Source organism: uncultured Sunxiuqinia sp., from assembly GCF_963974515.1.
Taxonomy (GTDB): domain Bacteria; phylum Bacteroidota; class Bacteroidia; order Bacteroidales; family Prolixibacteraceae; genus Sunxiuqinia.
The window spans coordinates 1-24,259 of record NZ_CAXBDD010000060.1 but is presented as its reverse complement, the minus strand read 5'-3'; the positions used below and the strand labels follow the sequence as shown (position 1 = coordinate 24,259).

The 24,259-nt window shown below is 45.4% G+C and carries 22 protein-coding genes; 11 read left to right on the top strand and 11 right to left on the bottom strand.

What is annotated here, in order from left to right:
- From AAC033_RS12995 to AAC033_RS12985, 3 genes are all read left to right on the top strand, one after another.
- A partial coding sequence (locus tag AAC033_RS12995) for a gliding motility-associated C-terminal domain-containing protein (RefSeq protein WP_339738778.1) occupies positions 1-1,252 on the top strand: 1,252 nt, incomplete at its 5' end.
- A gap of 12 nt (positions 1,253-1,264) precedes the next feature.
- The gene (locus AAC033_RS12990) at positions 1,265-2,212 is read left to right on the top strand and encodes a type IX secretion system membrane protein PorP/SprF (protein WP_339738776.1); all 948 of its coding nucleotides are present in this window, start codon (positions 1,265-1,267) and stop codon (positions 2,210-2,212) included.
- A 20-nt stretch (positions 2,213-2,232) separates the two neighbouring features.
- Positions 2,233-4,071, top strand: a complete 1,839-nt coding sequence (locus AAC033_RS12985) for an OmpA family protein (protein ID WP_339738774.1) — start codon at positions 2,233-2,235, stop codon at positions 4,069-4,071.
- Between the two features lie 318 nt (positions 4,072-4,389).
- On the opposite strand, the gene AAC033_RS12980 is transcribed toward AAC033_RS12985, so the two are convergent.
- The 5 genes from AAC033_RS12980 to AAC033_RS12960 are packed head-to-tail and all read right to left on the bottom strand — an operon-like array spanning position 4,390 to position 9,096.
- Positions 4,390-6,180: a hypothetical protein gene (locus AAC033_RS12980; RefSeq protein WP_339738773.1), complete on the bottom strand. Its 1,791-nt coding sequence runs from the start codon at positions 6,178-6,180 to the stop codon at positions 4,390-4,392.
- Position 6,181: 1 nt separating this feature from the next.
- Positions 6,182-6,877: a phosphatase PAP2 family protein gene (locus AAC033_RS12975; RefSeq protein WP_339738771.1), complete on the bottom strand. Its 696-nt coding sequence runs from the start codon at positions 6,875-6,877 to the stop codon at positions 6,182-6,184.
- A complete protein-coding gene (gene obgE, locus AAC033_RS12970) occupies positions 6,874-7,923 on the bottom strand; it encodes a GTPase ObgE (RefSeq protein WP_339738770.1) in 1,050 nt (349 codons plus the stop codon). The genes AAC033_RS12975 and obgE overlap by 4 nt, the downstream gene beginning before the upstream one ends.
- A 28-nt stretch (positions 7,924-7,951) precedes the next feature.
- Positions 7,952-8,524, bottom strand: coding sequence for an adenylate kinase (locus tag AAC033_RS12965; RefSeq protein ID WP_339738768.1), 573 nt, complete (start codon positions 8,522-8,524; stop codon positions 7,952-7,954).
- Positions 8,525-8,556: 32 nt separating this feature from the next.
- The gene (locus AAC033_RS12960) at positions 8,557-9,096 is read right to left on the bottom strand and encodes a phosphoribosyltransferase family protein (protein WP_339738765.1); all 540 of its coding nucleotides are present in this window, start codon (positions 9,094-9,096) and stop codon (positions 8,557-8,559) included.
- 105 nt (positions 9,097-9,201) lie between these two features.
- On the opposite strand from AAC033_RS12960, the gene purE reads away from it, so the two are divergent.
- From purE to AAC033_RS12935, 5 genes are all read left to right on the top strand, one after another.
- Positions 9,202-9,708: a 5-(carboxyamino)imidazole ribonucleotide mutase gene (gene purE, locus AAC033_RS12955; protein WP_339738763.1), complete on the top strand. Its 507-nt coding sequence runs from the start codon at positions 9,202-9,204 to the stop codon at positions 9,706-9,708.
- Positions 9,709-10,247: 539 nt separating this feature from the next.
- Positions 10,248-11,126, top strand: a complete 879-nt coding sequence (locus AAC033_RS12950; protein WP_339738761.1) for a hypothetical protein — start codon at positions 10,248-10,250, stop codon at positions 11,124-11,126.
- Complete coding sequence (locus tag AAC033_RS12945; RefSeq protein ID WP_339738759.1) at positions 11,123-11,380, top strand: hypothetical protein; 258 nt, start codon at positions 11,123-11,125, stop codon at positions 11,378-11,380. Before AAC033_RS12950 ends, AAC033_RS12945 begins: the two co-directional genes overlap by 4 nt.
- An 822-nt stretch (positions 11,381-12,202) precedes the next feature.
- A complete protein-coding gene (locus tag AAC033_RS12940) occupies positions 12,203-13,330 on the top strand; it encodes a glycerol acyltransferase (protein WP_339738757.1) in 1,128 nt (375 codons plus the stop codon).
- Positions 13,331-13,429: 99 nt separating this feature from the next.
- Complete coding sequence (locus AAC033_RS12935) at positions 13,430-13,909, top strand: DUF4251 domain-containing protein (protein WP_339738755.1); 480 nt, start codon at positions 13,430-13,432, stop codon at positions 13,907-13,909.
- Positions 13,910-14,391: 482 nt separating this feature from the next.
- Here the strand turns inward: AAC033_RS12935 and AAC033_RS12930 are convergent, their stop codons facing one another.
- Entirely contained in the window at positions 14,392-14,982 is a 591-nt protein-coding gene (locus tag AAC033_RS12930) for a hypothetical protein (RefSeq protein WP_339738753.1), read from the bottom strand.
- Positions 14,983-15,222: 240 nt separating this feature from the next.
- Between AAC033_RS12930 and AAC033_RS12925 the strand changes: the two genes are divergently transcribed.
- Both AAC033_RS12925 and AAC033_RS12920 read left to right on the top strand, forming a co-directional pair.
- Positions 15,223-15,912: a 2-phosphosulfolactate phosphatase gene (locus AAC033_RS12925; RefSeq protein WP_339738751.1), complete on the top strand. Its 690-nt coding sequence runs from the start codon at positions 15,223-15,225 to the stop codon at positions 15,910-15,912.
- 111 nt (positions 15,913-16,023) lie between these two features.
- The gene (locus AAC033_RS12920; protein WP_339738749.1) at positions 16,024-17,190 is read left to right on the top strand and encodes a PatB family C-S lyase; all 1,167 of its coding nucleotides are present in this window, start codon (positions 16,024-16,026) and stop codon (positions 17,188-17,190) included.
- Here AAC033_RS12920 and AAC033_RS12915 read toward each other — a convergent pair.
- From AAC033_RS12915 to AAC033_RS12895, 5 genes are all read right to left on the bottom strand, one after another.
- Entirely contained in the window at positions 17,187-18,170 is a 984-nt protein-coding gene (locus tag AAC033_RS12915; RefSeq protein ID WP_339738747.1) for a glycosyltransferase family 9 protein, read from the bottom strand. The genes AAC033_RS12920 and AAC033_RS12915 overlap by 4 nt on opposite strands.
- Positions 18,171-18,235: 65 nt before the next feature.
- Positions 18,236-18,478: an ATP synthase F1 subunit epsilon gene (gene atpC, locus AAC033_RS12910; protein ID WP_339738745.1), complete on the bottom strand. Its 243-nt coding sequence runs from the start codon at positions 18,476-18,478 to the stop codon at positions 18,236-18,238.
- A gap of 12 nt (positions 18,479-18,490) precedes the next feature.
- On the bottom strand, positions 18,491-20,005 hold the full coding sequence (atpD, locus tag AAC033_RS12905; protein WP_339738744.1) for a F0F1 ATP synthase subunit beta: 1,515 nt from the start codon (positions 20,003-20,005) through the stop codon (positions 18,491-18,493).
- 116 nt (positions 20,006-20,121) lie between these two features.
- Complete coding sequence (locus tag AAC033_RS12900; RefSeq protein WP_339738742.1) at positions 20,122-21,114, bottom strand: polyprenyl synthetase family protein; 993 nt, start codon at positions 21,112-21,114, stop codon at positions 20,122-20,124.
- The gene (locus tag AAC033_RS12895; RefSeq protein ID WP_339738740.1) at positions 21,111-23,480 is read right to left on the bottom strand and encodes an MMPL family transporter; all 2,370 of its coding nucleotides are present in this window, start codon (positions 23,478-23,480) and stop codon (positions 21,111-21,113) included. The genes AAC033_RS12900 and AAC033_RS12895 overlap by 4 nt, the downstream gene beginning before the upstream one ends.
- A gap of 240 nt (positions 23,481-23,720) precedes the next feature.
- Between AAC033_RS12895 and AAC033_RS12890 the strand changes: the two genes are divergently transcribed.
- Positions 23,721-24,259: hypothetical protein (locus tag AAC033_RS12890; RefSeq protein ID WP_339738738.1), on the top strand; the 539-nt coding region annotated here is incomplete at its 3' end.

Genomic DNA, 24,259 nt, shown 5'->3' with positions numbered 1-24,259 from the left:
TTATGCTTTGACTGGTGCAACAGCCGGTTCTGGCGATACTTCGCTTGATGGCGTTGAATTTAACCTGGGATCAACCACGGTGACCTGGACTGCCATCAATGGAACAGGAAATGAAATCACATGCAGCTTTACCGTTGTGGTGAACGATGTGAGTGCACCTGTCTTCACCTGCAACGACCTCTCCATTACGCTGGATGAAAATAACCAGTACACGATTACTCCTGAAGATCTGGCATTAATTGCGACCAATATTCAAGGTGGTTGTACAGAAGAAGCAACTGATATTACAGTTACGGTCGATACCGAAGAATTTACCTGTGAAACAGTGGGTGAGCAAACCGTCACGGTTACGGTCACCGACGCGTCGGGTAATTCATCGACTTGCGAAACGACGATCACTGTTGTTGATCCGGTTGATCCAACCATTACATGTGCCGGTGATGTTGAAGCTTCGGTACAGTCGGATGAGAGCTGCTTCGGTTTTGTGACCGTTCCAGCTCCAACTGTGGCAGACAACTGCGGAATAGCCTCCGTAACCAACGACTTTAACGATTCTGATGATGCCAGCGGAGATTATCCGGTAGGTGAAACAGTCGTTACCTGGACGGTGACTGACAACGATGGTAACACAGCCACCTGTGAGCAACGTGTCCTGTTGATCAGCGCTCCACTTGCTTTGGATGATCAGGCTACTTTGGAGGAAAATGAAGATGTCCAAATCTATGTGTTGGACAACGACGAGGATTGTGATGAAAATCTGGATAACACCAGCTTGACGATCACCTCGCAGCCTGCCGAAGGTGCAGTTACAGTCAATGCTGATGGATCGATAACTTATAAGCCAAACATCGCCTATTACGGATCAGATGAGCTGACTTACCAGATTTGTGATGAAGACGGGCAGTGCGATGAGGCAACGGTTAGCATCACCATTACGCCAAACGAAGATCTTTTGATTCCGAATGGATTTTCACCCAATGGCGATGGAATTAATGATTATTTCCGCGTCCGTGGAATTAGCAGATATCCTAACGCGCAAATTGAAGTCTACAACCGTTGGGGAGCCAAAGTTTATAAGCGCGACCGCTACGGAGATATTGGGGTGTATGGAAATCCCGGAGCATGGTGGGACGGAAGACCGAATGTCAATGGAACTTCGAATTCTGAAATACTACCTGAAGGAACCTATTTTATTATCCTGATTCTGGATGGCTCAAACGTGCACAAAGGAACGCTATACATTAACCGGTAAAAATGAACTGAGATGAAGATGATTAAGAGAATATCAAATTACGGGCTAAGCTTACTGTTGTTACTGTCTTCAGTTACAGCTTCATTTGGACAGCAAGATCCAATGTATAGTCAATACATGTTCAACATACAAGCTTTCAATCCGGCGTATGCCGGTACCTGGCAGAGCATTGGAATTATGGCCCTTGGCCGTCACCAATGGGTGGGTTTTGAAGGAGCCCCAACAACCTATACGCTGACGGTTCAGGCGCCTTTACGTAACGAAAATGTAGGATTGGGTTTGTCGGTTATCAATGATGAAATTGGGATTGAGAAACGCCTGGCAATCTTTGCCGACTATTCCTATCGGCTGAAAGTGACGGACGACGTGTCGTTACGCTTTGGACTGAAGGCAGGTTTTACCAATTACGAGAATGACCTGAATGCTTACCGTTTGTATGTTCCGGAAGGAGGAACGGATCCGGCCTTTCAGGGAGTGATCGACAAGAAGTTCATGCCCAACTTTGGGGTGGGTGCCTTTATGTATTCCGATAAGTTTTATGCGGGGTTTTCCATTCCGAAGGTTCTGCAGAACGACTTTGAGAATGGGGTGGAGAACTATAACACCAGCTATGAGCTGCGACACATGACCTTAATTGGAGGCTACGTGTTCGAGCTAAGCGATGTGGTGAAGTTCAAGCCTTCGTTCAATGCCCGTTACATGAAAGGATCGCCCATTGTTACTGACATCAATGCCAGCTTCCTGTTTGCCGACCGCTTCTGGATTGGCGCCATGTATCGGACGGCTGAGACCTTTGGCTTCAATACCCAATTCATCATCAACGAAAAGCTGAGGTTGGGTTATGCCATTGATTTCAATACATCAAACATTAGCTCTTATAACGATGGAATTCATGAGGTGATGATTTCCTACGAGTTGAACTTTGTTAAATCCCGTTATACTTCACCCCGCTATTTCTAACGATAGAAAATCTTAAGGATATGAAAACTAAATTTTTACTTGTAGCAACTTTCATCCTGATCTCCCTCGGGGCCACGGCTCAGAAGCGTTTTTTCGATGCGGTGAACATGTCAATCGATACCTTGAATATCAATACAGCATACAGCGATTTTGGGCCCGCGATTATCGAGGATGAACTGGTTTTTTTATCGTTTAGCGAGAAGGATGGGAAAAAGTCGGATAACCCAAACAAGGTTTTCTATGATCTTTATACCGTTGGTTTAAATGCATTTGGAGAGGCGATGACAGACCGAAGTAGAATGAGTTCTCTGGTTTCGAAATACCACGAAGGGCCACTGACCTACTGCGCAAGCACCGGTGAGTTGTTTTTAACGCAATCGAACTGGCAAGATCCGCAGGAAGAGAATATCGTTTTCGTCAAGAAAAACATCCGGCTTGGCATAGTGATTTATGAGAAGGCGGGTGCCAGCTTTAGAATGAAAGATCGTCTTCCATTTAACAGCAGTGAATATTCGGTAGCTCATCCGACGATCAGTTCAACGGGCGATACCTTGATTTTTGCAAGCGATATGCCGGGAGGAAATGGGCAAACCGATTTGTATTACTCTGTTCGCTCCAATGGAGAATGGTCTGACCCCGTTAACCTGGGTCCGAAGGTCAACAGCGCCGGAGAAGAGATGTTTCCGTTTTTGAATGTCGAAGGAAGCCTGGTTTTTTCTTCCGATGGTTTTGGTGGAGCCGGAAACCTGGACTTGTTCTACATCGAGTTTCCGATCCTCGAATCGAGCGAACGGTCAACTTTCGATGGTGAGATTAACTCCCCAGGTGATGATTTCGGAATGGTCATTCATCCCAACCAGCAGGTGGGGTACCTCGCGTCGAACCGCAGTGGTGGGGAAGGAGATGACGACATTTATTTAATAAGAATAGATGACTTCGTGTTTGATGTGATTACCTATTCCAGCCTGACCAAGGAAATACTGCCGGGTGCCAGCGTCAACGTCATTGATGAAGAAGGGACAGTTGCTGCTTCGGGAAGCACCGACGACGACGGAAAGTTGGAAGTGAAGCTCGAAGGAAATAAGAAATATACCATCGTGGCGACAAGCGAAGAATATATGGAAAAAGCAGTAGATCTGGATTTGACCAACAAAGAAACGCTCGCCAATAGGGAAGTGGAGGTTTATCTGGATCCGGAGTTCGTCTTTAAAGGACAGGTGGTCGATATCATGGGTAATATACCAATTCCGGAGGCATTGCTGGCCATTTCGGACGGGATAACAGTGGATTCTGTTTACACTGATGAACAGGGCTCCTTTACTTACAACCTGGAAACCGACAAACGTTACCGGGTGGATGTTTCAGCGTATAACTTTTTCGGGACTGAAGTTGAATTTAATACCATGGGCATGGATCGGGGCGTATTTGATTATCTTATCCAGCTTTATTCACTTGATGCCGGATCGCGCATCCAGTTGAAAAATATATATTACGACTTTGGAGAATGGAGTCTCCGGCCTGAAGCGAAGCGTGAGCTTGATCGTTTGGCCAAAGTACTCGACGACTATCCCGATATTCAGATTATTCTCGAATCGCACACCGACTCAAGGGGAACTCATGAGTTCAATATGGAGCTTTCGCAAAAACGGTCGGAAGCGGCCGCAGATTATCTAATGTCTCAAGGAGTTGAATCCCATCGGATTGAAGGTGTCGGTTTTGGCGAAACCCAGTTGGTGAACGACTGCGACGGCAGCATTGAATGCACCGAAGAGCAACATTTCGAGAATCGCCGAACAGTGGTCGAAATCCGCAGGTCGAAAGTGACGCGGAGAGCCAAAGGAAATATTTTCTATTTCTAAAGGAGATAGATGTAGAGCTGAAAACGGGCTGGTAAGTTTTATCAGTCCGTTTTTTTTCATCGTTTTGTCTCGGTTCGCCGGGCTTAATCGATCAATTTAACCTCCTATGGGGGGTGATTCGACCAACAATTCAATTTGAATTGAGCCGGTTTCATCGAAAGCCCACTAGCCAAAATCAGCCACCAACTGTCATTGCCGTGAGGTTTAAGCAAAAGTTAGCCGCCATCTTTCATTTCTATGGATTTCTAAGCGAAAGTCAGCGGCCAGCTTTTACTGCTATGGAAATTGGAACCAACGTTAGCAGGTAAAAGGGCATGCTCAGGAAATGATGCCCATTTTTCGCATCAAAAAGTTGGCGTTCATGGTGGAGGTCACTCCGTCGGTGAGTTGGTAGTCAAACAGCAGCTCTTCGTCCGTCAGCTCAATTTCGAAGCACTTGTTGGTAATGTTTTGTGGATAGCGATTGGCCAGCTCGGTCAGCTTTAAATCGTGGGTAGCTACCAGTCCTACTGTTTTCAGTGCGATTAACTGCTCAATCACCTTGATGGAGCCCGACAATTTGTCTTCCGAGTTGGTTCCTTTCAGCATTTCGTCGATGATCACAAATACCGGTGTGCCCGCTTTAATTTCATCCAGAATGGCCTTCAGCCGTTGCAGCTCCGCAAAAAAGTACGACTCATCGTTTTGCAGGTTGTCGGTGGTACGCATGTTGGTAAACAACTGAATGGGCTTTAAACTCAGCCAACTGGCGTTAGCCCGGCAGCCGTTCATGGCCAGGATCATGTTCACGCCGATGGTTCTTAAAAAAGTACTTTTACCAGCCATGTTGGCTCCGGTAATAATGGCGATTTGTCCGTGTCCGTTCATTCGGAAATCGTTGCCAATATTTTTGGCTTCTTTAATCAGTGGATGTTTTAGGTTGTTGGCCGTTAAATGAAAATCGCCGTCTTCAAGCTTGGGAAGTGTCCACTCCGGATGGTTGTGATTGAGGTTAGCCAGGCTCGACAAAGCATCAAATTCAGCCAGAACTTCAAACCACTGATGAATGCTCTCTGCATGTTTTTTTTGCCAGCTAAAGAGCCTCAGGCTGCACCGCAGGTCCCATAGGAGCAAGGCATTTAACGCAAATCCAACCAACAGGTTCTGGCGATAATCGAATTCGGCCATTCGTTTCTGAAGTTGATGAACCGATTCGCTGGCGTTCTCATGCCCGGTTAACAAGTGGCTCTTTAACTCGGTCAGCAGCGGAGCCTGAAATTCTTTTTCTTCAACCAAAATTAACAGTTCGTAATAACCGGATAGTAGTTTGGTTTGGCTTCCAAACAAGGTATAAAAAGCACTAATTGTCTTTTTATTGGCGTAAAGCACCGAGCCGTTGACCAGCAATGATCCGACAAAAAGCGCCCACGGAAGATCGAGAAACTGGCAAAGCCCAAATGATATCAAACTGATCAGTGGCAGAACTAACAGGAGTTTAGCCAGGAACGCGGCGCTTTTTATTTCAACTTGTTCCGTAATTTTCTTCATAAACAAAAGATCCTGCTCGTCCTTGGTGTGCCCTTTGGCTGCAAAAAACTGGCACCATCGGGTATATTTTTCCAGTTCGAGTAAGGCCTCCTGCCGTTTTCTTATTGATGGAATGTCGGTTTCGGGCTGGCTCAGATAATTTGCCAGACGCTTTTTCCCCAATTGGGTCACGCTTCGGTTAATAAATTGGAAGATGGATCCGGGACCAAAGATATCGAGGTCGAAGGTGAAATGATGATGTGGATCCGTAAATTCCTGGCCGTTTTCAAACTGGCTGTATTGCTCATCCAAGGCGACCAGTTCTTTTTTATTGATTTCAATCAGGTTCGAAAAAAGGACTTTCTCTTTCTCTTTTTTTTGAAAACGCTTGATCCAGTAGAAAAACAGGAAGGTACTGATTCCGGCAACCGACCAGGCCAGCCAGAGCGAAACGCGGGGCAAATAGATGAGCGCCAGAATAACGGCAAGAAAGGCCGAAAGCCGCAAAAAGGCCAATTGCCTGGTTCTCTTTTTTAGCGAGTCGAGTCGTTTCTGATCGTAGTTCAAAAACTTGTTGTATTCTTGAAAAAGGGCTTGCTTCATGTTATAGAAATTGAGCTTGCATCAGCTGTCTGGTAACAAGGAACACGGTGGATGCAAAAAGCAGGAACACCAGAAGAATGACGCCACTTTCCTGGTTGCTTAGTCCGGATTCTGTCAGTTTGGGCATTTTCAGCATTAAAAAATGATTTTCAATCACCAGCAACAGCTTATAAATGAAATGCCCGATCAGGATTCCGACGACTGCGCCGGTCAGTATGTCGAAAGGATAGTGGACGCCAAGGTAAATGCGGGTATAACTGACCAGTGCTGCCCAAAAAAAGATGAACACCTGGTAGCGGCTGTTCTTGAAAAGTCTGGCGGTGAACATGGCCACTGCAAACGTGTTGGTGGCATGCGATGAGAAGTAACCGTAAAGCCCACCTTTTCGGTACACGTTATGCACCAGGTGCTGGATATCCGGGTCGTGGGTCGGTCGGAGCCGCTGAACTGTTTCTTTGATAAAAACCGAAAACTGATCGGCGATCAGGATCGCTAAGGCAAGCATAATAATGATGATCACTGCTTTCATCCGGTATTTGTGAACAATGAAATAAAGCAGGGTAAGGTAAAAAATCCCCCAGGTAATGGTTTGGGTAAATATGGTCATGACCACATCCCAAAAGGGACTGTGCATCCCATTGAAAAAGAAAAACAGGGACTGGTCAAGTTGTTTTATAGGTTCGATAAACGCAATCATGAAGGATTTAAAATTTGCCAGATTTTGTCTTTCAGTTGTAGAATTCCCTGGTTGGTCACCGACGAAATGAAGGCATGGGGAATGTCACTCAGCTCGGCACTGATTTCTTGCTGCAATTCCTCATCCAGAAAGTCGGCTTTGCTGATGACGAGGTACCGGTCCTTATCCAACAACTCGGGGTTGTATTTTTCCAGCTCATTGAGCAGGATGTTGTATTCTTTCCGGTGGTCTTTGCTGTCGGATGGAACCATAAACAGGAGCATCGAATTTCGCTCAATGTGTCTCAGGAAGCGAAGCCCCAGCCCTTTGCCCTCGTGTGCTCCCTCAATAATTCCCGGAATGTCGGCCATGACAAACGACTGCTGGTCGCGGTACGAAACAATGCCCAGGTTTGGAACCAGCGTAGTGAAGGGGTAATCAGCAATTTTGGGTTTGGCTGCCGAAACCACCGATAACAGCGTTGATTTTCCGGCGCTTGGAAAGCCCACCAAGCCAACGTCGGCCAGAATCTTTAACTCCAGAATTTTCCATCCTTCTTCGCCTTCTTCGCCCGGTTGCGCATAGCGGGGGGTCTGATTGGTAGCCGACTTAAAATGCGTGTTTCCTAAACCGCCACGACCGCCTTTCGCTAAATATTGTGTTTCACCATCCTTGGTAATTTCAAACAGGAACTCGCCGGTTTCGGCATCTTTGGCAACTGTTCCCAGTGGTACTTCAATGGTAATATCATCACCATCGGCTCCAAAACTACCATGCCCGCTGCCTGAACCACCATGCCCGGCATACACATGTCGCTTGTATCTCAGGTGAAGCAAGGTCCACATTTGTGCGTTTCCTCGCACGAACACATGGCCTCCGCGTCCCCCGTCGCCTCCGTCGGGCCCACCTTTAGGGACAAATTTTTCTCTCCGCAGGTGGGTTGAGCCGGGGCCTCCGTTTCCTGAACGGCAAAATATCTTAACGTAATCAACAAAGTTGTTTTCAGCCATGGTATATTCTTGTGAATGTGCAAAATAAACAAAAAAAGACGAATGCACTTCAATCATTCGTCTTAATATATTCTTAGGAGATGGGTTATAATGAGCGAACGGTATTTTTTAAGCGGGAAGCAATTTCGTCAACACTGCCCATTCCATCGATGGGGAAGTGTTTGTTTTGAGCTTCATAATAGTCTTTTATTGGGGCAGTTTTTCGATTATAAACCGAAATGCGTTTTTCAATAATCCAAACATCCTGATCGTCCGAACGGCCGGAAGTCTTTCCCCTGAATAGGATTCGATCAATAAGTTCCTGTTTTTCAACCTCCAGGCAAAGCATGGCTTTAATCGGTGTTTTATTCTCTTCCATTAACTTGTCCAACGCTTTAGCCTGGGCTACAGTGCGCGGAAATCCGTCAAAAACGAAGCCTTTGCCATCGGGGGTGACTGAGAATTTGTTTCTAATCATTTCGATGACGACATGATCCGGAACAAGCTCTCCTTTGTCCATCAATTGTTTGGCTTCTATTCCAAGCTTTGTTTCAGCGGCAATTTCCTGTCTCAATAAGTCTCCGGTAGACAGATGGATCAATCCAAAACTTTCGATGAGGAACTCGGCTTGGGTTCCTTTCCCCGCCCCGGGAGGACCAAATAAGATCAGATTTAGCATATTGATTATAGAGTTTTGGTTTTTGCACTCTTTTATTCCACCACCTTAAAGATGTCAATCAAATTACGGCCACGCCCATCATAATCCAGTCCATAGCCCACGATAAAATCATTGGGGATCTCAATGCCAACATAGTCCAGGTTGACTTCTTTAACCAATGCGTCAGGTTTAAGCAGAAGTGTTGCCACTTGAACTTCAGCCGGCTTATGCGCCATAATTTGTTTAATCGTATTATCAATGGTAATACCAGTATCCACGATATCTTCCAGAACTATAACCGTACGGCCTTTCAAACTTTCATTAAGTCCAATCAGTTCTTTTATTTCGCCCGACGATTGCGTGCCGGCATATGAAGCCAGTTTTACGAATGAAATCTCTGCGTCGAGCAGGGTGATTCGTTTAAATACTTCGGCAGCAAACATGAATGAACCATTTAAAATACAAAGGAATAAAGGGTTTTTACCGGCTAGGTCGTCATTCATTTTATCGGCCATCTTTTCGACGACGGATCTGATTTTTTCGTAGGGAATGAATAATTCGAACTCTTTATCAAAGATCTTTATGTTACTCATTGGTTGTTTTTTTGTTGTTGGAAAGATGAGTTTCAAATCTGTTTATTTTCAATTATTTTAGCTCAGAAATTAAAAAGTACAAAGAAACAAAAATTAATTGAAAAGATGGAAGCGAAAGTAAGTATCATCATGGGAAGTACCTCGGATCTGGCTGTCATGGAAAGCGCTGCTAAAATTATGGATGAGTTCGAGATTCCTTTCGAAATAAATGCCCTGTCGGCACACCGCACGCCGGAGGAAGTGGAGAAATTTGCTAAAGGAGCTAAAGATCGTGGAATTGAAGTGATTATTGCCGGGGCCGGGATGGCTGCCCACCTGCCTGGAGTAATTGCAGCCATGACTACCTTGCCGGTGATTGGCGTACCCATTAAAGCCAGTTTGGATGGATGGGACTCGCTGCTTGCTATTGTGCAAATGCCTCCCGGAATTCCGGTAGCCACCGTGGGAATTAATGGCGCGCAAAATGCCGGAATCCTTGCCGTTCAGATGATGGCTTTAGGAGACGACACCTTGAAGGCAAAGTTGGTGACTTTTAAAGAAGCGCTAAAGAATAAGATTGTCAAGGCCAACGAGGATTTGTCGAAAATTAAGTACAAATTCAAGACAAATTAGTTTTTGGGCACATGAGATTCTGTAACTTGACGTTTTTTGTTGCTTAAGGGTGTACGACTTGCATTCTTTTGTTATGATTAGAAGTTGCGCTTTTGCTATTCTTCTCATTGATCTTTGGAACGGTGGAGGGGCAGGAAGTTTTTTCGTGTCCCGGCCCATTTTCGATCAGTTGGCGATGCCAGTGTAAGTCTGCAATAGCCTCTTTCCGTGTTTTCCAATCCGGCTGGCTTTTGGTGTATTGTATGAAAACTGGTTTCTGTTGAGCGTTGAGTACAGCGTCGGCTTTACTTGTCCTTCCTGTGGGCAGTATCAATTTGGACTTTTCATTTTCACAATTCGGGCAGGCGCTTTTGGGTGAAGCGAGGCTGTCGTTTGGGATAGCCAAAAAGTTGTGGGGGCGGATGCTTGCAGCGCTACAATCTTCATATATTATCAATTGCCATGAAACGAATCCTGCTCCTTTTGCTGTGCGTTGCGCTCCCTCCCATGGTTATGGGGCAAACCACAGATTTCGGCTTTCAAGCTGAACTGGAGACTCGGTGGAAACACTGCTGGCCAAAGACGAGAATGCCGATGTCGAACCGGTGATGAATGAATTGCAGTTAGTGCGGGATCGTCCACTGAATACTAATCAGGCTTCGCGCGAAGATTTTGAACGGCTCTATTTGTTATCTGGTCTGCAGATTGATCATTTGCTGACATACCGGCAGCAGTGCGGACAGAATTATTTGCCCTTTGAGTTAAACAGCATCGAGGGATTTGATCCAAAGCTGATTCAACTTTTGCAGACTTCTGTGTGCTTCGGCGAAATGGATGCGAGACCACAGGCTTTTAGGCCACGGCAGGAAGTTTTGATGCGTTCCATCCGGCTGCTTGAAAACCCAAAAGGGTTTCAGGAGCCCGCAAAGCATGAAGGATCGCCGAAAAGACAGTATTTGCGTTGCCGCTATTCATCATCGCAGGTGAATGCAGGCATAATACCCGGAAAGGATGCCGGTGAATCGTTTTTCGCAGGTTCTAAACCCAGCGGATTTGATTGTTACAGGGCCTTTGTGAATCCTGGACTAAGTCAAGGTAAACACCGGCTCTCTTTTGGCGACTACCTGTTTCGCTTTGGTCAAGGATTAACGGGCTGGCAAGGTTTTGCGTTCTCCAAGCCGGCCGAGGTGGGCAACGTGGCTAAGGTCAGTCAAGGAATTCGGAGCTATCCGTCAACCGATGACAATAATTCTTTCCGAGGCGTTGCGGGAAGCCTGTCTTTTGGAAAGTTTGAGTGGAACTCCTTTTTTTGGCATAAGACATTTGATGCCAATGGCTACAGTATTGTTGGAGTCGCTGTTTTTTGGTTTCGTTCCAGTCATCGGGCTTGCACCGAACGGCAAGTGAGATTGAAGAAAAGAACTCGGCGGCCGCCATGACCGCCGGAACGAAGCTAAGCTATGCTGCCGGACGTGTTTCTCTATGGTTCTCAGGAGTTCATTCACACTATGATTTGCCCCTGAAACGTCAGGCGGGCAACTACAATTTGGTTTTATTTGATGGAAAGCAGATCGGCAATCTGGGACTGGACTGTCAGTGGGGGAATAATCACTACTATTTTTTAGGAGAGGCAGGCCTGGGCAAGTACAAATGGATTGGCAAGTTTGCAAGGGATTCAGGCCAGTCCGGCTGATCAGGTTGAGTTATCGGTTATTTATCGGAGCATCAGCAAAAAATACAACGCGCCTCTTGACGGTGCTTATACAGAAGGCAGCCAGGTGAATGACGAACAAGGTATATAGGTTGGCGCCACCATCCGGCCGGCTGCAAAGGTGGGTTTGCAAATGTATGCCGATTTCTTTGAGCATCGTTGGATGAAGTACACCACAGTTTCACTATAGAGAAGGGAGTGATATTTGATTCAGGCCTCTGACAAGCTTTCTGAACGCTGGGATGTTTTCAGTCGTTATTTCTACGAATGTAAGCCTGTCAGGGCGAATGGGGAGTTTACGAAGATCATCCGGGATCAAGCCCGGCAGAAGTTAAGGCTGCAAATGGACGGTGCATTGAGGGACCGGTTGCTTCTAAAAAGCAGGCTTGAGTTCACTTGGTACGGGTACGAGCAAGGCTCAGTCGGGTGGATGGTTTTTCAGGATATCGGCTATCAGTCATCATGAAACACCGCCAGTTGGTGGTTGCGACTGGCCTGTTTCCATACAGATGATCACGATGCCTGGGTGTATGCTGACGAAAACGATTTGCTTTATCAGTTTTCAGTCCCGGGTTTCTACGATAGAGGCCCGCGTTCCTACCTCAATGGAAAAGTTAAAATATGTGAAAAACTGGATGTGTGAATGAAGGTATCGCGAAGCTGGTTTATTGATGGAGAAAGCATTGGAAGTGGTTACAGCCAAATTGAAGGGAATCAGCGGACCGAAGTTAAATTTCAGTTAAGATTCAAGTTTTAAGTTGCATTTTATATCTTTGCCGCAAAACCTAAAGGATTGGAGTGAAAATGAGCTACGACGATATTCGGCCTTATGACGACCACGAAGTAAACCACTACATTAATTTGTTGTTGAAAGACGAAATTTTCCAACAAGTACTTCAGTTTATTTTCAAGGATGAAAAGGAGCTGGCCGGAGCCAAGCAAATGCTGTCCAAAGTTCAAAGCGTAGAGGAGCTGCAGCTAAACTTTATGTATCCCCTCGTTAAAAACTGGATTATTGATAAAACAACCAGTGGCGTCAGTTGGAGCGGACTGGATAAGCTGGATAAGTCCAAGAGTTACTTGTTTATTTCAAACCACCGCGATATCATTCTCGATTCGGGTATCCTGAACTATATTATTGTAACAGCAGGAATGAATACCACTGAAATTGCCATCGGTAACAACCTGTTGATTTACGATTGGATTCTTCATGCGGTAAAGCTTAACCGGGCTTTTGTTGTCCGGCGCAACCTGCCGGCACGCGAGCTGCTGATGGCTTCCAAAAAATTATCAAACTACATTCGAGATGCTGTGACCAAACGTAACCGGTCGGTTTGGTTGGCCCAGCGCGAAGGTCGTACCAAAGACGGTAACGACCAAACGCAGCAAGCGTTGCTCAAGATGTTGAATTTGAGTAATAAGAAAGATTTTGTGGAGGGATTTCGCGAATTGCAGATTGTTCCACTCTCGCTTTCATACGAGCGTGAGCCCTGTGGGATTTCCAAGGTGGAAGAAATTTACAAGCGCGAAAGTGAAGGTTTTGAAAAAACCCAGGCCGACGATTTAAAAAGCATGGCTTTTGGTCTGACACGTCCAAAGGGGCGGGTGCATTTCTCTTTTGGCAAGCCCATCGATGCTCCCCTTGAAGAATTCGCCAAGGCTGAAACGCTGAATGAAAGTATTCAGCAGTTGGCCAACTATATAGACAAGCGCATTTATTACAACTACAAACTGTGGCCAAACAACTATCTGGCCGCCGACTTGCTGCACGGGCGCGATGACCACGCCGATAAAATTGAGCCACCTACTCGTGAAAAGTTTAATGAACTGTTGGAGGATTTGGTGGGAACCATCGGCAATGGTGATGCAAAGCGTCAGCAGGAGTTATTCATTCAAATGTATGCGAATCCTCTTTTGAACGCCGAAAAATAGGCATTCGCTTCTTGTTGAAATGTTAAAGTACCTTTAGTTTTTGAGTCTGGCATCTATTTTGATGATTTATAGGCGGGTTCAAAAAGAAAGGTTTTTATTATGAAACAATTAGCGTTGATCTTCCTGATGTCATTCATGCCTTTCGTCCATGCTTTTGCACAAGAAAAGGAAAGCGACGAAAAGGAAATTCTGGAATTGATCGAAAGCAAACAATTTAAATTTACAGCACGGTCGGTTACGCCGTTAAGTGGTTCCACCATTAATTTAACGTCGACTTACGACCTGGTTGTCGATAGCGCGGAAGTTGAGGCATGGCTTCCGTTTTACGGACGAGCTTATCAAACAGACTACGGTAGCACCGAAGGCGGCATTAAATTTAAAGAGAAAGTCAAGGTTTTTGATGTCGAAGTGAATGAGAAAAAAGAAACGTATATTGTGCGTATAGAAGCGGATACCACGCGTGATTCATACAAAATAATCATTCATACCGGCAAAAGTGGATACGGCAGCATGAGCATCACTTCAAACAGGCGGCAGTCGGTGAGTTACTACGGAATTATTGAAGCACTGGAAGAGTAAGGAAGCGAATGGGGTTAACATTTGTAGCCCGGCGTTTCCATTTCAGAGAAAATTACATTGAATCGGGAAGGGTTTCACATTGGGGAGGCCCTTTTTTAGTTATTGGTCGCAGTTCCGGGGATCAGTCGCCGTCCCGGGGGGCACCAGTTATCCCGAACTTGTTTCGGGATAACTAAGCATACGGAGCAGGAGAGGTTCCTATTGATTCGATGACTTGAAGTCATCGGATCAATAGCCATTCGGGGCGAATTTCGTCTAACGATTCCTTTTTTTTATCGACAGGCTATGCCTCCGGTATCGGAGTATCCGGCAACTCGCTGGCAGATTCTGAATCAAGTTCAGGATGGACGGCTCTGCCTTCAGGGGTTTGGTTGGCCTGCGGAGTTCTTGAGTTGGAAGCACGGCGTCTGCAACTAAGTATTGGAGCAAAAAAAATGCGGTCTCTTTTGGATAACCGCATTGGAAAAAAGTTTAGGACTTTCTTATTTGACAGCGACTGCATAGTCGTAAACTTCATTTCCTGAAGCCAATACCACCTGGTATTCTCCCGAAGCTAACCTAGAAAGATTAAGTCCTTCGTTTACAGAGAAAGAATTTTCCAATGCTTTGCTGTAAACCAATTCCCCATCAGAATAAATGTATAAGCTTGTTTTTTCACCTGCATGGTTCAGGAACGCAATGCGCAGAATATCTTCGTCGTATGAGAAGAACGGCGCTGCCAGCATTTTTTCTTTGCCTACACTGATTGAGCCGTTGTTGATGGCAAACTCGCGCTGGCCTTTCACGCCGTCAAGACTTACAATCAACTTGTAATTACCGTTTTCCAGTTTCGAAAAATCATACACTTTCCGGTAATCAGCCATATTTCCTTCCATTTCCTTGAAGTAAACCACGCTGCCATAAACGTCTTCAATACTGATTTGAAATCTTGTCTCAGCATCGTTCGAAATAGCCACTACGGCACGCTCTGCAGTCAGAGGCAGGATGTTTACACGCAAGTTTCCCGTTGCAAGGGCGATGTTTGCAATAACTGTTAAAGCAACCATCATGGTAATTGTTCTAAATGTTTTCATAGTTTTGAATTTTTAAAAGTTCAATAATGAATGACAGTACAAATCTAACATGTTTTGCAGCATGTGTTGCAAAACATACGTTAATGATGGGTTAAGTTTATGTTTCGAGATCGATAGGTAAAATTGATGGATGAAAGATCGTCTCGAATGCCAGTAATTAAAGGGAGTTCCATAAAAGCAGGCGACATTTACAAAAATAATGCCAAATAATAATATTCATATTAAATCTACTTCAAATAAATGGACATAAAAATATTTCAATTGCTGGACGGAGCTAAACAGGCTGAAGGGCTCACGGTGATTATTGATGTCTTCCGCGCTTTCTCGGTCGCTTGCTATGCCTTCGATGGAGGTGTCTCCCGGATTTATCCCGTGGGACTGATTGATCTGGCTTACCAGATAAAGCTGCAGAATCCGGAATACCTGCTGGTAGGCGAGCGTCTGGAGCAAAAGCCTGAAGGTTTTGACTTCGGCAATTCTCCGTCGCAATTACTGACTGGGGCATTGAAGGGAAAAACAATGGTTCATACCACCAGCAGTGGTACCCAAGGAATTGTTAATGCCACAAGCGCCGATGAAATCATTACCGGGAGCTTCGTGAATGCCGGTGCCATTATCGACTATGTGAAGCTGCGGAACCCGGTGAAACTATCGCTGGTTTGTATGGGTTATGCCTGCCAATACCCAAGCGACGAGGATACTTTCTTGGCCGAATACCTGAAAGCGAAATTGGAAGATCAGCCAGTTGACTTTTCGGCAATGGTTGAAAAGCTGAGATATGGGGCCGGAGCCCGGTTTTTTGTTCCCGAAAGGCAGGCTTGGGCACCGTCAGTTGATTTCGACCTTTGTCTCGATCTCAATCGCTTCAACTTCGTATTGAAAGTTGAGCGTGAAAAGGATTTGTATTTTCTCAAAAAAATTGAACTTTAAGCCTGCTTTTATCTTACTACATACGAAGTATAATTCATGAAATATCATGAACTACTTCTTCAACTGGATAAGCGCTGGAAGCAGATAATCACGAATTGGAATTAACAGAACATGAAAAACTACAATTTTGATGAATTGGTTGATCGAACCAATACCAACAGTATTAAATACGATGCCCGCGAGCAATTTTTCGGTAACGGAGAGGTGTTACCCTTGTGGGTGGCCGATATGGATTTTAAAACACCTGATTTTATCGTACAGGCTTTGAAGCAACGCCTGGAGCATGAAGTGTTGGGGTACACCTTTCGTGGTGACTCGTACGCTGATGCCATCATCAACTGGCTGGATCTGCGACACGGATGGAAGGTTGAGAAAGAGTGGATTTCGTTTAGTCCGGGAGTGGTAGCCGGACTGACTTTAGCGATTGATACCTATTCGAAGCCGGGAGATGAAGTGATTGTACAACCCCCTGTTTACTTTCCGTTTTTTGATTCGGTGAAAGGCATGAGCCGCAAAATGATTGAAAATCCGTTGAAGCTTGAAAACGGTCGTTATACGTTTGACCTGGAAGATCTGAAAAGCAAAATCTCGGCCAAAACTAAAATGCTGCTGCTGTGTAATCCTCAAAATCCCGGAGGAATGGTTTGGACCAAGGCGGAACTGGAAGCTTTAGCGACTGTTTGCCTCGAAAATAAAGTACTGATTGTGTCCGATGAGATTCACGCGGATCTGGTTTTTGAGGGACATCGACACATTCCACTGCCCACTCTGTCTGATGAAATTGCCAACAACTGCGTGGTTTGCATGGCAGGAAGTAAAACTTTCAATATTGCCGGCTTAACCACTTCGTTTGTTGTCATTCCGAATAAGAAGTTGTTTGTGCGTTACGAGCGAACCTTGAAGGTTCCGCACTTGCACATGGGCAATATCTTTGGTTCGCTGGCATTGGAGACCGCTTATCGCGAAGGGGCAGACTGGGTTGATCAGATGGTGGATTATTTGCAGGAGAACTACCGGTTTTTGGAGTTTTTTCTGAAGGAAAACCTGCCGCAGGTGGTGCCAATGAAACCCGAAGCCACCTACTTGATCTGGCTCGATTTTTCGGCCTTTCAATTGAGTGATCAAGAGTTAAATGACAAGCTGATTCAGGCTGGCGTTGGGCTCAATCGCGGTGTGCAGTTTGGCAAGCAGGGAAGCAGCTATATGCGGATCAATATTGGCTGTCCGAAAGCCACGCTGGAGCAGGCGTTAATTCGAATGAAAGAAGCCTTCGCCTAAAAATTATTTTCAACCCATTTGGCCATTTCCGCCGTATCTTGTTCGAGCATGCAGCGGAAATGTTTTTTTGGACAATACTGTCGTCCGATCTTTGAGCAAGGCTGGCAGCTTAATCCGTCAACTTTTTGCACATGCGATGCTGCATGGGGTAAATAGGGCGTCATACCCAGATCGGGTGTTGTGCTTCCCCAAACCGACAGGATTTTCTTGTTGAAAGCCGCCGCCACGTGCATCAGTCCCGTGTCGTTTGAAACTACCAGCCGAGCATTTTTGACTACCGAGGCCGATTGGTTGATCGTGAGTTGATGACACAGACTCAGGATTTTTCCTTCAGCTTGTTGTTCAATTTGCCAGGCCAGCGCGACTTCACTTTTTCCACCAATTAAAATGCAGGGGACATGCACCTGGCTAAGAAATTCCACATGTTTTTCAGCTGGAAGTCTCTTGGTGTAGTAGGTGCCCGATAGCACCACCGCAACATAGCCTTTTCTGAATTCCTCCGGTAGGGTTTCCGGGTTGAAATTTTCTCCTTTCGGAATGAAATAGTCCAGCCCACATCCATCGTTTGTAATGCCCAGTGGAGCCACGGCATGCATCATGCGGTCAACAATGTGAATTTTGGGGAGGATGTTGATTTTGAAGGAGACCAACAGCCATTTTTTGATATTCAGTTTTTTCAGCGTGAACGATTTTTTGCGGAGATTTCGTTTGATGAACTGGCTTCTTAGATTGTGGTGCAAATCCACAATGTAGTCGAATTCTTCTTTTTGAAGTTGCTGTACGAGCTCGGTTAGGTTCGAATTCAGTACATGAATATGATCGATGTAAGGATTCGCGCGAAGCAGATCAGCGTGTTTTTCTTTGGTTAGAAAATGGATTTCAGGTCGGTTTAGTTGCTTTTTTAAGCAACGAATCACCGGGCTGGTTAATACTATATCGCCGATGGAGCTAAACCGTATGATTAATATCTTGGTGTTCAATGGTAAAATAATACCCTGAAAGATATTGATCTTTCAGGGTATTTCAATTGCTGATGATTATTTTTTTATGCGGATTCGGTCAGCACAATAATCTTGTTGTGCTTTACTTCAACTACTCCGCCATCAATGTCAAAAAAGCTTACCTGGTCACCTTTCTCAACCACTTTGATTTTGCCTGCTTCCAGCGTTGAAATGAGAGGTGCGTGGTTTTCAAGAACGGCAAATGAACCTTTGGTTCCTGGAAGTTGTACCAAAGTAACCTCACCGGCAAACACTTTTTTTGATGGAGTTATAATTTCAAGAAACATAGTCCTATTTTTTTAAGCTTCGGCTTCGGCCAGCATTTTCTCACCTTTTTTTATGGCTTCTTCAATTGTTCCAACCAAGTTGAAGGCCGATTCCGGATATTGATCCACTTCGCCATTCAGAATCATGTTGAAGCCTTTGATGGTATCTTCAATGGAGACCAGTTTTCCTTGCAGTCCGGTAAATTGCTCGGCCACAAAGAATGGTTGCGACAAGAAACGCTGAACCCGTCGGGCGCGGTGAACGATCAGTTTGTCTTCTTCCGATAGTTCATCCATCCCAAGAATAGCGATGATGTCCTGCAATTCCTTATAGCGTTGCAGAATTTCTTTTACTTGCTGTGCGCAGTTGTAATGTTCGTCACCCACAATGTCAGCAGTCAGAATTCGTGAAGATGAATCCAGCGGATCAACAGCCGGGTAAATTCCAAGTTCAGAGATTTTACGGCTCAAAACGGTGGTGGCATCCAGGTGGGCAAAGGTTGTTGCCGGCGCCGGGTCTGTCAAGTCGTCGGCAGGTACATAAACGGCTTGCACCGAAGTGATTGATCCGTTTTTCGTTGAGGTGATTCGTTCCTGCATTTCACCCATTTCGGTGGCCAACGTAGGCTGGTAGCCCACGGCTGATGGCATCCTTCCAAGCAAGGCCGAAACCTCTGAACCTGCCTGGGTAAAGCGAAATACGTTGTCGACAAAGAAAAGAATGTCACGACCGCCGGGGCTGTCGGAGCCATCCCCATCACGTAAGCTTTCGGCAATGGTCAATCCCGAAAGTGCCACGCGGGCACGGGCGCCGGGAGGTTCGTTCATCTGTCCGAATACCAGCGCCAGTTTTGATTTCTTCAGCGCAACCGGATCAACCTTCGAAAGGTCCCATCCGCCTTCTTCCATCGACTTGCGGAATTCATCGCCATAGTCAACGATTTTGGCTTCAATCATCTCGCGCAGCAAATCGTTTCCTTCACGGGTCCGTTCTCCAACACCGGCAAAAACCGAAAGTCCGCTGTGCGCCAGGGCTATGTTGTTAATCAATTCCTGAATCAAAACGGTTTTACCAACACCGGCACCCCCAAATAAGCCAATTTTACCTCCTTTTGCGTAAGGTTCAATCAGGTCGATGACTTTAATTCCGGTGAAAAGGATTTCGCTTTCAGTTGTCAGATCCTCATATTTCGGGGGTTGGTTATGGATGGTCAATCCATCTTTTGGTAAGCTTTCCATGCCATCTACGGCATCGCCTGTTACATTCAGCAGGCGTCCGAGGGCAATCTGCCCGTTTGGCATCTTGATTTGCGCACCTGTGGCAATGACATCCATACCACGTCTTAATCCGTCGGTGGAGTCCATCGAAATGGCCCGGACGGTGTTTTCACCAACATGCTGCTGGCACTCGACAACCAGGTTGGTTTTGCCTTCCCGAACAATCTCCAATGCATCGTAGATGTTGGGCAGTTCACTACCTTCCTGATCGAAGCTGATATCAACTACAGGCCCGATGACCTGTACGACTTTACCGATATTTTGACTCATGATAAAAAGTTTACTTCTGTGGAGCCGGAAATTACAAAAACCAGCTTAATTGCACAAATTTTATAGGTTTTATATTGACTGTTGTTTTAACACCAATAGCAAACGCTTTTGCCGGTTTAATGTTCACGTTTCATGATGGTTTTGGCCAATAAAATCAGGGGCTCCTTCCGATTTATTTCTGCCTCAACTGCTTGCAATTCTTTCAGCGCAGATTGGTAATATTCGTCCGATTTTTGACGGCTGATTTCCTGCAAGTTCAATTCAGTGTATATTTTTTTGACGGCTGCTATTTTTTCTTGTGGGTTGAAGTCTTTTCTGTTTAACCAATGGTTCAGTTGGACTTTTTGTTCGGGATTGGCCAATTCCAAGGCTTTCAGTAGTAAAAAGGTTTTTTTGTTGGCAAGGATATCGCCTCCGGTTTTCTTTCCAAATTTAACCTGTTCTGCAAAAACATCCAGCAAGTCGTCCTGTAGCTGAAAGGCTAGTCCGAGGCTGATTCCGAAGCCGTAAATCCGGTCAGCATCAGCATCCGGGGCCATAGCAAGTTGAGCACCCATTTTGAAGCTTCCGGCAATCAGAACAGCCGTTTTCAGCCGGATCATTTCCAGATAGTCGTTGATGCTTACGCTGGTTTGATTCTCAAAATCCATATCGTATTGTTGGCCTTCACATACCTCCATAGCCGTTTTTGAGAACAGCTGAGTGATTTTTTGAATGGCGGGGCTTTCTGTTTTGAGCAGGTACTGATAGGCCATAATCGACATGGCATCGCCCGACAGGATGGCAACGTTTTCATTGTACTTTTTATGAACCGCAGGCTGGTTTCTCCGGATATCGGCAAGATCCATAATGTCATCATGTAGCAGGGTGAAGTTATGGAAAACCTCAACAGCAACGGCCGCATTCAACGCCTGGTCAACGTCTCCGCCAAAAAGGTCGCAGGCCATTAGAAGCATCGCCGGACGCAGTCGTTTGCCCCCCATGTTGAGGGTGTATTCAATGGGCTGATACAAATTTACCGGTTGGGTTTGTCCAATTCTCCGGGCTTCCTGGATGAGCCGGTCAACCACCAGCTGCTGCAGGTCTTCAATGGTAAACATTGGTTTCATGCGTCTTTTTCTTCGTTGTGTGTTCCTTCAATTTCAAGGTCATCCAGCTCAATATCTTCCTCCTCGTCGTATATTTGAAGTAAGGGTTCGTGGAATGATTTGGTGGTGGTATATTTTTCAAGCCCGGCCAGAAGTGCGGGAAGCAGAATCAGGTTTGACGTGATGGCGACAAACAAAGTTAAAGAAACCAATACGCCTAAAGCAGCCGTTCCGCCAAACTGAGAAACGCTGTAGACACCAAATCCAAAGAAAAGCACAACGAAGGTGTACATCATACTGACACCGGTTTCGCGAAGGGCCAGTTTAACTGATTGCTGAATGTTCCAGCCTGTGGTCGTCAATTCCTGCCGGTACTTGGCCAGAAAATGAATGGTGTTGTCAACAGAAATCCCAAAGGCAATGCTGAATACCAAAATGGTGGACGCTTTGATTGGGATTCCGGTAAAACCCATAATGGCCGCGGTGAAAATTAGCGGAATGATGTTGGGAATGAGTGACATGAGTACCATGCGCCAGGAGTAAAACATGATAGCCATGAATGCGGCAATCAGCACAATGGCGAGCGTTAAGCTACTGAACAGGTTTTTGACCAGGTATTGCGTTCCTCTAAAAAAGGTGATACTGGAGCCTGTGACGGTCACGTCAAATTTGTCGGGTGGAAAAACCGAGTCAACCTCCTGTTTAAAATCGGTGTACAGTTCTTCCATCCGTTTGGTTCCCACGTCGTGCATGCGAATGCTGATTCGGGTAACCTGCTTGGAACTATCAAGAAACGAGTGCAAGGCGCTCACTCCGGTAGCTTCATCTTCTTCGCTCTTAGTTGCATAGGCGAGGATGAAGTTTTTTTCCTGGTTGTTTGGCAGGCTGTAATAACGCTCGTTACCATTGTAAAATGCTTGTTTCGAGAACTTCAGGATATTAAGCAGCGACATGGAAGACGACAGTTCATCGTAGTCCTCCAGTCGTTTCTCCAGTCGTTCAATTCGCTGAAAGTTACTCAGGCTCATGACACCATTCCGGCGTTTTGTATCGATAATGATTTCCAGTGGCATCAGCCCGTCAATCTGTTCTTCAAAATATTTCAGGTCTTTGTAAATGACATCACTTTCAGGAATATCATCCACCATATAACCAGAACTTTTGATGAGTGAAATGCCATAAAACCCCAACAGCAAAACCCCAATAGTGGATAGATAAACCAATTTGCGATGGTTTTGCGTAATGTTTTCCAAACGGCGCACGATGGATTTAAAAACGCGGCTTTCCAGATGTTTCATGTGTCGCCGACCGGGTGGTTTGGAAAAGCTGAACAAGATCGGAATCAACAAGAGGGAAAGGACGAAAAGTGTCAGAATATTTAAGGCGGCGACGACTCCAAATTGTCGGAGTACTTCGCTATTGGTAATCACAAAGGTGGCGAAACCCGATGCAGTGGTCAGGTTGGTCAGAAAAGTGGCATTTCCAATTTTGATGATCACCCGTTGCAGGGCTTTGATATTGTTGCCATGGCTGCGAAATTCATGATGATATTTATTCAGCATGTAGATGCTGTTGGGAATGCCAATTACAATCAGCAACGAAGGGATCATGCCCGTGAGTAAGGTGATTTTAAAACCAAACAGGGTCATGGTTCCCAAAGCCCAGGTTACGCCGGTAATGACAATCAGAATAGGAAAAAGAACCGCTTTGAACGAACGGAAGAAAAAGAACAAGGTCACAATGCAGAGCAACAAAGCCAGTCCACTGAACAAGTAAATTTCCTTTTTTATTTTGATTGAATTGATGACCCGGATGTAGGGAAGCCCCGAATAATGAAGATCTAAGCCGGTTTCTTCGGAAAAGGATTCGCAGGTTTTTTTGATGGCTAACACGAGATTTTCTCGCTCTTTCGATTTCATTTTGTCTTTGTTGACCGTAATGGCCAGCAAGTAGAAGTTCGACTCCTGGTTATACAACAATTCCCGGTAAAAAGGCAAGCTGTGAAAAACCGAGGCCAGGCTGTCGAGTTGTTGTTGTGAATCGATTTCATCCGGAAAAATCTCCTCAATTTCGAATTGTCGTTCTTCCTGGTTCTTTTTCAGATTATACGCATTCGATACCGAAAGCAGATTTTCAACGCCGTCAATCTGATCCAGGTTTTCAACCAAGCGATGCCAGTCTTCGAAGTGGTCCAGTTTGAAAAAATCCTCGTCCTGCACGCCCACCACAATCAGGTTTCCTTCTTCTCCAAAAAGCTCCCGGAATTGCAGGTAATCAACGTATGCACTGTCTTTTTTTGGCAGGAGCTGTGCCGATTCATACGACATTTCAACTTTGGTTGCCTGATAGGCCATAAAAATGGTTACCAGTCCCAAAATTGAAAGCAATAACCGCCTGTTTCTTAGTATAATTCCGGAGAGCCAAACCCACATAATAAAATCTCGTATAAAAATTATGGCGAAAATAGTTAATAAAACGGGATTACGAAAGTAACGTGAAAGGGTGATTTTGATTGTCCTGATATTTGTATTTTGCGTGGCTTTCTGGTGAGTGAATTGCCGAGTCAAATGCGATAGGTGTCCGGCTCCTTGTTCTTTTTAGCATTAAAAATTTAAAAAACTGATGAGATGAAAAAGTATTTTTATCTGGTTGCCACCCCCGAATCCATTATTGTTTCTCATTTGAAGCCGCTTGAGTTTGGGAATTACCTTTCGGTAGGCACCAGAAAGCAGATTCATGGGCAGGCTGTATTCTTTGAGTTTGATCCAGATCAAACTCAGTTGCATCAGGACTACATCAATCTGAAAATGAAACCTTATGACGACGGAGAACCCAAGCGATCTGTGTATCTTTCCATTTACCGGTGTTTTGAAAGCATCCCGTTGAAGGCGCTGCGAAACCTCTACGTGGTTACCGACGATGGGAAAGTGCTGGAAATAATGGCTCACGATTATATTCCCAAAACCGTCGACGAAATTCATCTGTACCAGCAATTGATTCCGATTACGACAAGAGTGGCCAGTAAGCTTGCGGTGGTCGATTTTATCCGCCGATTAACGGATTTGAATCAGCCAGTTTCAGCACCCAAAGTATTTCTGGCCGATTTGAAGTTGAATGAACTCGAAAGTAATCCCGATGCTCCGCTACGCGATCTGCCTTATCCTAA